At 37.8% G+C, this 9,979-nt stretch carries 10 protein-coding genes and 1 other annotated feature; of the genes, 6 read left to right on the top strand and 4 right to left on the bottom strand.

What is annotated here, in order from left to right; genetic code table 11:
• Positions 1-1,141, bottom strand: a 1,141-nt coding sequence (brnQ, locus tag V7164_RS19930) for a branched-chain amino acid transport system II carrier protein (protein WP_335355034.1), incomplete at its 3' end; no start/stop codon positions are given.
• A gap of 49 nt (positions 1,142-1,190) precedes the next feature.
• Positions 1,191-1,438, bottom strand: a binding site (T-box leader).
• Positions 1,439-1,622: 184 nt separating this feature from the next.
• Here brnQ and V7164_RS19925 point away from each other — a divergent pair.
• Positions 1,623-2,417 carry a nucleotidyltransferase domain-containing protein gene (locus tag V7164_RS19925; RefSeq protein WP_335345016.1) on the top strand — a complete coding sequence of 265 codons (795 nt, stop codon included), beginning with the start codon at positions 1,623-1,625 and terminating at the stop codon, positions 2,415-2,417.
• A 57-nt stretch (positions 2,418-2,474) separates the two neighbouring features.
• Here V7164_RS19925 and V7164_RS19920 read toward each other — a convergent pair whose 3' ends face one another.
• Positions 2,475-3,050, bottom strand: a complete 576-nt coding sequence (locus tag V7164_RS19920) for a GNAT family N-acetyltransferase (protein WP_335345015.1) — start codon at positions 3,048-3,050, stop codon at positions 2,475-2,477.
• A gap of 94 nt (positions 3,051-3,144) precedes the next feature.
• Here V7164_RS19920 and V7164_RS19915 point away from each other — a divergent pair, with 94 nt between their 5' ends.
• From V7164_RS19915 to qoxD, 5 genes are all read left to right on the top strand, one after another.
• Positions 3,145-4,509 carry a PLP-dependent aminotransferase family protein gene (locus V7164_RS19915; protein WP_335355033.1) on the top strand — a complete coding sequence of 455 codons (1,365 nt, stop codon included), beginning with the start codon at positions 3,145-3,147 and terminating at the stop codon, positions 4,507-4,509.
• A gap of 604 nt (positions 4,510-5,113) precedes the next feature.
• Entirely contained in the window at positions 5,114-6,046 is a 933-nt protein-coding gene (gene qoxA, locus V7164_RS19910; protein ID WP_335348174.1) for a cytochrome aa3 quinol oxidase subunit II, read from the top strand.
• Positions 6,047-6,117: 71 nt separating this feature from the next.
• Positions 6,118-8,064 carry a cytochrome aa3 quinol oxidase subunit I gene (qoxB, locus tag V7164_RS19905; protein WP_335355032.1) on the top strand — a complete coding sequence of 649 codons (1,947 nt, stop codon included), beginning with the start codon at positions 6,118-6,120 and terminating at the stop codon, positions 8,062-8,064.
• On the top strand, positions 8,064-8,660 hold the full coding sequence (gene qoxC, locus V7164_RS19900; protein ID WP_335348173.1) for a cytochrome aa3 quinol oxidase subunit III: 597 nt from the start codon (positions 8,064-8,066) through the stop codon (positions 8,658-8,660). The genes qoxB and qoxC overlap by 1 nt, the downstream gene beginning before the upstream one ends.
• 2 nt (positions 8,661-8,662) lie before the next feature.
• Positions 8,663-8,947 (top strand): cytochrome aa3 quinol oxidase subunit IV, encoded by a 285-nt coding sequence (gene qoxD, locus V7164_RS19895; protein ID WP_335348172.1) that lies wholly within the window; start codon positions 8,663-8,665, stop codon positions 8,945-8,947.
• Between the two features lie 75 nt (positions 8,948-9,022).
• Here the strand turns inward: qoxD and V7164_RS19890 are convergent, their stop codons facing one another.
• The gene (locus V7164_RS19890; RefSeq protein ID WP_335355031.1) at positions 9,023-9,253 is read right to left on the bottom strand and encodes a hypothetical protein; all 231 of its coding nucleotides are present in this window, start codon (positions 9,251-9,253) and stop codon (positions 9,023-9,025) included.
• 128 nt (positions 9,254-9,381) lie between these two features.
• Positions 9,382-9,979 (bottom strand): ATP-grasp domain-containing protein (locus V7164_RS19885; protein WP_335355030.1); only part of this gene is annotated, 598 nt, incomplete at its 5' end.

Here is a 9,979-nt window from a genome sequence, read left to right as displayed (position 1 = left end):
CAAATACCCCTGTAAATAACACTGTGCTTCCGTATACTTTTCTTGAATTTTTAAAGAAGCGATTAAAGAATGTTAAAGTAATTAGCACGATTGTTAATGGATAAGCCGTGACTAGGAATGGTACTGAAAATTTAAGAATTTGATTTAAACCAAGATTTGAGAGTGTAAACCCAATAATTGTTAAAGCTAAGACAAGGGTTTTATAGCTAGCAGCCGGTATAACTTTCGAAAAATACTGTCCGCAAGCTGTTGTCAATCCAACACATGTTGTAAAACAAGCTAAAGTGAAAATTAAGCCTAATAAAGCTACACCTCCGGAACCTAATAAAAGGGTAGAGGCAGATGTTAAAATGTCTGTACCCGTTTCATAGGAAGAGGCATCTGTCATTTTTCCACCGATTAATCCAATGCTTACATATACAACGGATAGCAATCCTCCAGCGATGACTCCAGCCTTTAGTGTAAAGCTAGTTAATTGTTTTCTGTCCGTGATTCCTTTTTTCTTAATAGCACTAAGTATAACAATCCCGAATGCTAACGCAGCAAGGGCATCCATTGTGTTATATCCTTCAATAAAACCTTTAGAGAATGCGCCTGATTGATAAGCTTCACTTGGCGAACTAAGTGGTGCATCTAATTTCATAAAACCAATTGTACATAAGACCACCATTGCTAGAAGCAGTACTGGCGTGATAAAGCGTCCCATATATTTTTCCATTTTAGTAGGGTTCAAGCTGACTACATATACTAAGGCGAAGAACACTACTGAAAATAGGACGAGAACGACTGAGCTGTTCCATGATTCTTTTAAAAATGGTTTCACGCCCATTTCGTAGGCAACATTAGCGTTTCTTGGAATCGCTAGAAATGGTCCGATTGATAGATAGACAGCAACCATGAAAACTGTGCTAAATACTGGATGCACGCGATTTCCGATTGTAGTTGCTCCATCTTTTACTAGCGATACGGCAAAGAGAACTGCAAACGGCAAACCAACAGCCGTTAAAATAAAGCCGGCCATCGCAAACCAAAAAGATGTGCCAGATTCAGAACCAAGAACTGGAGGGAAAATTAAGTTTCCTGCACCAAAAAACATTGAAAATAGCATAAGGCCAATAAATAATGTGTCTAACTTTTTCATAAAAACCCACTCCTTTTTTATATTTGAATAACAAAAAACTCGTCCCTATAGTAGGGACGAGTTATCGCTCGCGTTACCACCCTTATTCCGTAAAAATAAATCAAAAAATTACGGCACTTAAGTCAACGTACAATTATACGTGATCCATGGTAACGGCGGAAACCCGTCAAAGCTTACTGACTTCAGCTTTGCATCTCGGAGATGACTTCGGACAAGTTCTGAACATCGGCTCTCACCAAATACCGATTCTCTGTAATTCAGGCTGCTTATCTTACTCTTTCTCGTCACTGAATTTATTATTAGAGTAAATTTAGCAAACGGAAAATAATATGTCAATATAATTTTTTTATTTTTATAAATTAATTGAAATTGGATGATCACCTTATATTTGCTTAAGTCACATAGATATTGTCATACTAAAAAAGAAATTGGCATAGTTCCAAACATATACTTAATTCTTGAAAAGATCGGGGGCATCCAAATGTTAGACCATATCCAGCAGGTAATGCGTCAGCTTGAAGTTGATTATGATATAAAGGTCCTTTATGCATGCGAAGCAGGAAGTCGTGCCTGGGGGTTCCCATCTAAAGATAGTGACTACGATGTTCGTTTCATATATGTACACCGAATGGACTGGTATCTATCCATTGATCAACAGAGGGATACGATAGAAATTCCGAATCGGGATGCTGTTTCAATTCCGATTGATGATCAATTGGATTTAAGCGGCTGGGAGCTCACGAAGGCGTTGAGATTATTAAGGAAATCCAATCCGTCTCTTTTCGAATGGTTACACTCTAGTATTATTTATGATGAATTCTATTCAACCATCAAGCAGATACGGCTGATGGCACAGAATGTATTTTCACCTGTGAATGGGATAAATCATTATGTTAGGATGGCAAAAGGGAATTTCCGTGACTGTATTCAAGGGAATGCACGAAAAATTAAGAAATATATCAATGTATTAAGACCACTTCTAGCAGCCAAATGGATAGAAAAGTTTCAAACAATACCTCCAGTTAACTTTCATATTTTGTTTGAAACGCTTATTTCTCCAGGAGAAGTGAAAGAAGAAATTGTTAAAATTATTCAACACAAAATGGACGGAGAAGAGTGGGGCACAGACTTGAACATAGGCGTCCTCCATTCATTTATTCAAAAAGAAATTGAACGTCTCGAAGAATTTGGAAAAAGGAGACATTGCGGTGTTCCAAATCCAACTAATGAACTCAACCAGCTTTTCCGAGATACATTGAAAGAGGTCTGGGAATAATTTTGCCCAGATCTCCTCCAATTGAGAGCATTGCAAACTCCCTTATTGACTACTTAACTATCTCATCAACTTTTGAAGATGCTCCTTTACATACGGCCATTCGTCGTGCGTGATACTGTATATAACCGTATGTCGGGCAGTGCCATCTTGGCGAATCATATGATTGCGCAGGATCCCTTCTTTTTTGCCGCCAATTCGTTCAATGGCCTTTTGAGAACGGAAATTCTCATGATCTGTTTTCAGTTGAACGCGATGAAGACCAAGATTTTCAAAGCAGTATTCTAGCAGCAAATACTTACAATTTGTATTGATATTTGTACGCCAATACTTTGTATTCAGCCATGTGTAACCGATTTCTAATCGCTTATGTTTTAAATGTAAATCTAGAAATCTAGTGGAACCGATAATTTGCTTTGTTTTTTGATCGATAATGACAAATGGATATTCTGTTCCTTGCTCTTTATTGGTCAATGCATTTTGCACAAATTCAACCGAATCTGCTTTAGTTGCGATGTTCAGGGTCATATGCTTCCAAATTAATTCATCCTGTGAAGCTTCAAAAATACCATCTAAGTCATTTTGATCCAATTCCTTTAAGCAAACAACCTCATTTTCTAATATAATTTTTTCCATAAATAATCACTCCTTTCCTCCATTTAATTGAAATTTTGGTATGATGAAAATAACCAAAAAGAAAAATAATGACCATACCAAAAGGAGAAATAAAATGGAACTGCCAATATATTTAGTGCAAGGAAAGCCTATGTATATCCAAATCTATGAACAAATAAAAAATGCCATTCTAAAAAAAACAGTTCTTCCACATAGCAAGCTTCCTTCAAAACGGCAGCTTGCTACACAGCTTGATATAAGTGTTCATACAGTTCGTGAAGCGTATGAACAACTTTTGGCGGAAGGCTATATTATCAGTAGTGAGCGGTCAGGCTATTTTGTGTCTGCCATTGAACAAGAATGGCAACCGATCACAAAGAATATGCCTATTCAGGAATCTTCTGTATGTTTGAACCAAGAAGGATTAATTGATTTCAATTCTGGACATGTGGATTCAGTCCATTTTCCATTTCAGATTTGGAAAAGATTGATTCGAAAACATTTGGAAGAAGGGAATTTAGTGAGTAGTCCGTGGCAGGGGGAATGGGCGTTGCGGACAGAAATTGCCAAATATGTAGGGCGTTCACGCGGTGTCCAATGTGAAGCAGACCAAGTATTCATTTATAGCGGAACACAAATGCAATTACAGGATATATGTCAGTTTTTCGGAATGGAAACACGTATTGGTATGGAGGAACCTGGATTTATACGGGCAAAGGCTGTATTTGCTAAGCTAGGACTGACAGTGACTCCTATTCAAGTAGATCACTTTGGGGTATCCATCCCTAATAAAAAATTAGATTTGGTATATACCACACCTGCCCACCAGTTTCCACTCGGAATGATCATGTCGCTCGAAAGGCGGGTCGGTTTATTAAAATGGGCCAATGAACATGAAAGTTTTATTATTGAAGATGACTATGACTCGGAATATCGCTACAAAGGGTTGCCGATTCCGGCTTTGGCACAAATTGATCAACTTCAGCATGTTATTTATTTTGGGTCATTTTCAAAATCTTTCATTCCTTCCATTCGAATGAGCTATATGATAATACCCAAATCTTTAGTTATTGCATTCGAAAAATTTAATGAACAGCAAAAATCAACTGTCTCCCGTATGGATCAGCTAGCAGTGGCAGATTTTATGAAAGAAGGCCACTTTGAACGGCATCTTGCCAAAATGCGTACGACTTATCGGAAAAGACTTCAAGTATTATTAGAATCCATTGAAACCTACTTGCCAAAGGAGTTTGAAATAATCGGGGAACATTCAGGTTTACATATTGTTCTTAAGCTGCCCCCTTACCTCACAGAACAATGCGCAATTCACCAGGCGGTAGAGAGAGGAGTCCGTACTTACCCGGCGTCCATATCATTTATAAAAAAACCGAAAACTCACATGGTGATCCTTGGATATGGGGGGCTTACAATAGAAGAAATTAAAGAAGGAATTCAAAGATTATCAGAGGCGTGGATATAGGGGAGGGGGGTTGTTCCTCCTTATTTTGAAATAAAGGAAACCTAATTTCGATGGACTGGACATTATTCTCTATGTTTGGTCCTTTTTCATTATCATTAATTTAATCGTTTTTCTAATCCATTCTTCTTACCACCCATTGTCACGGATTTTTCGCGTTGAAGGGTTCTAAGAAGGCTTTTAAACACCCTTCGTCACCGAATTTCCTGTTAAAAGGCTCTAAGGAGACTTCTAAAAACCCTTCATCCCTGCTTTTCTATGCTGCTGGAGCAATAATGCCGTTCCCATCACGCCATTCACCATTGTTTATACATGCTGAGGGCCATAAATCCTGATAGAAATTAAAAATCGATTGATTATAAATATATTAATCCACTTATTTCATCTGATGCCAAAATTTATTATATGAATATATTTGTTTCTAGCGATCTTTGAACTTTTTGTGAATTTTTTCACCTTTATATCATGAACATTTTGTGACATCCTGATAAATTCATTGTTTTAAATGTTTTATCGGAATAAGATAGTTGTAAATTGTGATAAAAATCACAGAAAAAACATTTAAACAATGCTTCAAAGCTTAAATGAAAGGAAAGGGGCACCCTCAATGAAAATAAAATGGGCTTTTTTATGTTTAGTTTTTACTATTATCACGGTGCTAACAGGCTGTGAACCAGTAATGGTTTTAGATCCTAAAGGACCTCAAGCCGAAACGACAGCTAATGTCATTTGGATATCGATTGCGATGATGGCGATCATTGTCATTGCCGTTTTTGCACTGTTAGTTTTTGTACTATTAAAATACCGTGCATCGAAACAACGGGAAGATTACGAACCTCCACATATTGAAGGGAATCCGATTGTTGAAGCAATCTGTGTAGGGATTCCTGTTATTATCATCATTTTCCTATCAATCATTACTGTTAGATCTACGTATGAGGTAGAAGCTACTCCGAAGGGATATGAGGATAAGGAGCCTTTAGTCGTATATGCTTCGACTTCTAACTGGAAATGGCATTTTAGCTATCCAGAAGAAGGGATCGAAACGGTTAACTACTTATATATCCCAACCGATCGTGCGTTGGAATTTAAGCTTTACTCATTCGGACCAATCACGGCCTTCTGGATTCCGCAGCTTGGTGGACAAAAATATGCGATGGCTGACATGGTCACCACGTTGCACTTAGCAGCCGATGTTCCTGGTGAATATATGGGACGAAATTCAAACTTTAGCGGAAAAGGTTTCGCTGAAAATACATTCAATGTGAAAGCGATGCCTGAAGCAGAGTTTGATAATTGGGTAGATGAAGTGAAAGAGACTGCTGAGCCTTTAACAGAAGAAAAATTCGAAAAACTGCTTGAACCTGGCCATCTTGGTCAATTAACTTTTAGCAATACTCATTTAGAATTTAGTCCTGCTCCTGAACATAATCATGGGTCAAATGATTCTCATGAAGGACAACATGCTGATGATAAACACGAAGCAGGCGATTCTCATGATGATTCAAACGAAAATCATTCCGAACATAACAATCACTAATAGATTCAAAGATTGATAAAAATTTGTTTTATTCGATAAGCATTATTTTTTCCCGAAAGGAGTCAAAAAAAATGGATTACTTTGATCGATTTGCCATTCCTCATCCAAGTCCAGCGATTTATGCATCCATGGTAGCGATTGGCTTGACAGTAATCGCGATTATTGCCGGTTTAACATATTTTAAAAAATGGGGTTATTTATGGCGTGAATGGTTGACAACTGTTGATCATAAGAAGATCGGAATTATGTATTTAATCTCTGCGCTCCTCATGCTTTTCCGTGGTGGGGTAGATGCGATTATGATGAGAGCACAAACAGCTGTACCTGAAAATACGCTGCTTGATGCACAGCATTACAATGAAGTATTTACTACCCATGGGGTGGTCATGATCATTTTTATGGCGATGCCATTTATTTATGCCCTAATGAACTTCGTTGTTCCTTTACAAATTGGTGCTCGTGACGTAGCATTCCCGCGTCTAAATGCACTAAGCTTCTGGTTATTCTTTATGGGTGCGATGTTATTCAACATTTCCTTCGTCATCGGGGGATCTCCAGATGCAGGTTGGACTTCTTATTTCCCACTTGCAGGAAATGATTTCAGTCAATCTGTAGGAACGAACTATTATATGATAGCGATACAGATTGCAGGGATCGGTACATTGATTTCGGGGATTAACTTTATGACGACTATTTTAAAAATGAGAGCACCGGGCATGACCTTAATGAAGATGCCTATGTTCACATGGACTGCTTTTATTGCGAACGTTATCGTTGTATTCGCGTTCCCAGTACTAACAGTTGCACTACTACTCGGAACAATGGATCGACTATTTGGAGCAAACTTCTTTACAACGACAAATGGCGGAATGGATATGCTTTGGGCAAACCTATTCTGGGTTTGGGGACATCCAGAGGTTTATATATTAATTTTACCGGCATTCGGAGTTTACAGTGAAGTTATTTCCACTTTTGCACGTAGAAATCTATATGGATACAAATCAATGGTTGCTTCCATTGTAATCATCTCGTTTTTATCATTCCTAGTTTGGACACACCATTTCTTTACAATGGGGCAGGGACCATTAACGAATAGTATTTTCTCGATTACGACAATGGCGATTGCGATTCCGACTGGAATTAAAATTTTCAACTGGATATTAACGATGTATAAAGGGAAAATTGAATTTACCGTTCCAATGCTTTATTCTGTTGGATTTATTCCGATCTTTACAATCGGTGGGGTAACTGGGGTTATGTTAGGGATGGCAAGTGCCGACTATCAATACCATAATACGATGTTCTTAGTCGCTCACTTCCACTATACAATTATTCCTGGTGTCGTATTTGCGATGCTTGCAGGTCTCACATACTGGTGGCCAAAAATGTTCGGATTCATGCTGAGTGAAAGAATTGGTAAATGGGCATTCTGGTTTATCGCGATCAGCTTTAACGTAACATTCTTCCCGATGTTCTTCACGGGCTTAGACGGGCAGGCACGCCGTATGTACACTTACTCTGAAGAAGCTGGCTTTGGACCACTAAACTTACTATCATTTGCCGGGGCAATTGGACTTGCAATTGGCTTCGCGTTAATTGTCTATAATGTTTATTACAGCACACGCTATGCTTCAAGAGATATCAGTTCGGATCCATGGAATGCTCGTACACTTGAATGGGCTACACATACTCCGGTTCCAGCCTATAACTTTGCTGTGACACCGGAAGTAAATTCAATTGAACCATTCTGGGATCATAAGAAAAAAGGTAAATCAATTTTTAAAGATAAAATTGAAAAAATTCATATGCCAAATAGCAGTGGTGTTCCGTTTATTATGAGCAGTATTTTCTTCGTATGGGGCTTCTCATTTGTATTTAGCATGTGGATTCCATTAATTATTACTACAATCGGTATTTTTGCTTGTATGGCTTATAATTCATTTAAACAAGATGATGGGCATTATATTTCCGTTGAAGAAGTTGAAGACACAGAAAAAAAATTGCGAGGTGCTAGCTAATGAAAATAGATCACGCGCTTCCACTTGAATACAGTACTGAGCAAAATCAAATGAATATTTTAGGCTTCTGGATTTTCCTTGGAGCTGAAATTATGCTCTTTGGCACACTTTTTGCAACCTACTTCACATTAGTAGATCGGACAGGAAGCGGGCCATCAGGAGCCGAGATTTTTGAAATTGCACCAGTGCTAATTGAAACATTCGTGCTTTTAACAAGCAGTTTCACGATCGGGCTTGGTGTTCATGCGATGCGCATTGGCCGTAAAAAAGCGATGATGACCTTTTTTGCCATCACACTCATTCTTGGCCTTATCTTCTTAGGCGTTGAGATTTATGAATTCGTACACTATGTTCACATTGGAGCAGGTCTGCAAACGAGTGCCTTTACTGCGGCCTTATTAACAACATTAGGAACACATGGAGCGCACGTTACGCTTGGTTTATTCTGGGGATTATTCATTATCCTGCAAGTTAAAAAACAAGGCTTGACTCCTAAAACAACGAATAAAGCGTTTATCTTTTCACTTTACTGGCATTTCCTAGACGTTGTTTGGATTTTCATCTTTAGCTTCGTCTACTTGAAAGGATTGATGTAAACATGAGCGAATTATTCCCGCGCAAACAAGTCATTGGTTTTGTATTTTCGTTGGTTCTCACTGTTGTGGCACTTGCTGTTTACTTCTTTGATTTATCATTTGCAATGGGTATGACCATTCTTTTAGTAACAGCATTCGTGCAAGCAGGCGTTCAGCTCGTTGTATTTATGCATGCTGGTGAAACAGCAGACAAAGGTTCAATTTATACGAATATTTATTATGCATTTGCTATCGCATTAGTTACCGTTTTCGGTACATTACTAATTTTGATCTGGGATATGGCATAAGACATCTAAAGGAGCGTCTATTTTGGCGCTCCTTTTATATTTTATTTTCAAAGTCTATGACTGATTTATAACTAATTAATAAACCTTGATCCCTTTATCTGTTTTCTCATTCATCTCTTCTGTAGCAACGAAAAATACCCCAATAAGGAAGATAAAGATAGCCCCCATTACAGTTCCAATACCAACGCCTGTTAGTATGCCGTAATCGCTTACAAAGAAACCGTATAGAAAAATGGCGATACCAATAGCAAGGGCTGTGTACCCAACAGACTTTGTAGCATTAAGTATTTTTAACTTAGATTCCATTTAATTCATCCCCCTTTTTCATTTATTATTCATTTTGTTCACAAAATTGTCAAATATTTTTTCGGTAAAGAGAAGAAACTATGAGATGAAGGGACAGACAGTTAGCCCCTGTCCATATGCCCATCTTTTTATTTAAATCCTATTTTTCCCATTTGGCCTTCAATTTGTTTTATTTCATCTTTTGAATTTCCAACTAAAATGCTTGATAAATAGATAGGGTTGTCCGGGTTTTGTATGGTCGGATTGTAAATACAGAGGGGTATTAACATTTTTCCACTTACCATGGGCTTGACTGATTTCTTGAATTTATCAAAACCCAGATTTGTTTTCCATTTACGAAGTTTCAATACTTTTACACTTAGAGAAGTCATAATCTGTTCCATAAATAGTAAAGCTCCCGTAGAACCATTTTGTCTAAAATTCAAATCTATGACAAAGATACGGTTATCCTCGGTTATAACGATATCGAACCCGGCTACACCCCAATAGCCAAGAGAAACCGCTTTTTCCATGATTTCCTTGCCTATTTGGATTACAGCGTCCGGAGGTTGATCATCTGCATCTATCCAATTACCACTGTATTTTCCCTCATCACTAATAATCTGTTCAGCAGAACCAAGGTATATCATTTTACCTTTATGAGTTTGAACGAACTGAACACAATAATTTTTTTTAATAGAAAGAAATTTTTCAATAATAATAGATTGGCAGGATTTAAAAATCTGC

The organism is Bacillus sp. JJ1474 (assembly GCF_036965225.1).
In the GTDB taxonomy this organism is placed as follows: Bacteria; Bacillota; Bacilli; order Bacillales; family Cytobacillaceae; genus Cytobacillus.
This window is presented reverse-complemented; position numbering and strand designations above follow the sequence as displayed.

Coding starts and splice junctions, on each gene's coding strand:
- qoxB (WP_335355032.1), top strand. CDS start 6,118: ATGGATTACTTTGATCGATTTGCCATTCCTCATCCAAGTCCAGCGATT.
- V7164_RS19925 (WP_335345016.1), top strand. CDS start 1,623: ATGTTAGACCATATCCAGCAGGTAATGCGTCAGCTTGAAGTTGATTAT.
- qoxC (WP_335348173.1), top strand. CDS start 8,064: ATGAAAATAGATCACGCGCTTCCACTTGAATACAGTACTGAGCAAAAT.
- V7164_RS19915 (WP_335355033.1), top strand. CDS start 3,145: ATGGAACTGCCAATATATTTAGTGCAAGGAAAGCCTATGTATATCCAA.
- qoxA (WP_335348174.1), top strand. CDS start 5,114: ATGAAAATAAAATGGGCTTTTTTATGTTTAGTTTTTACTATTATCACG.
- V7164_RS19920 (WP_335345015.1), bottom strand. CDS start 3,050: ATGGAAAAAATTATATTAGAAAATGAGGTTGTTTGCTTAAAGGAATTG.
- qoxD (WP_335348172.1), top strand. CDS start 8,663: ATGAGCGAATTATTCCCGCGCAAACAAGTCATTGGTTTTGTATTTTCG.
- V7164_RS19890 (WP_335355031.1), bottom strand. CDS start 9,253: ATGGAATCTAAGTTAAAAATACTTAATGCTACAAAGTCTGTTGGGTAC.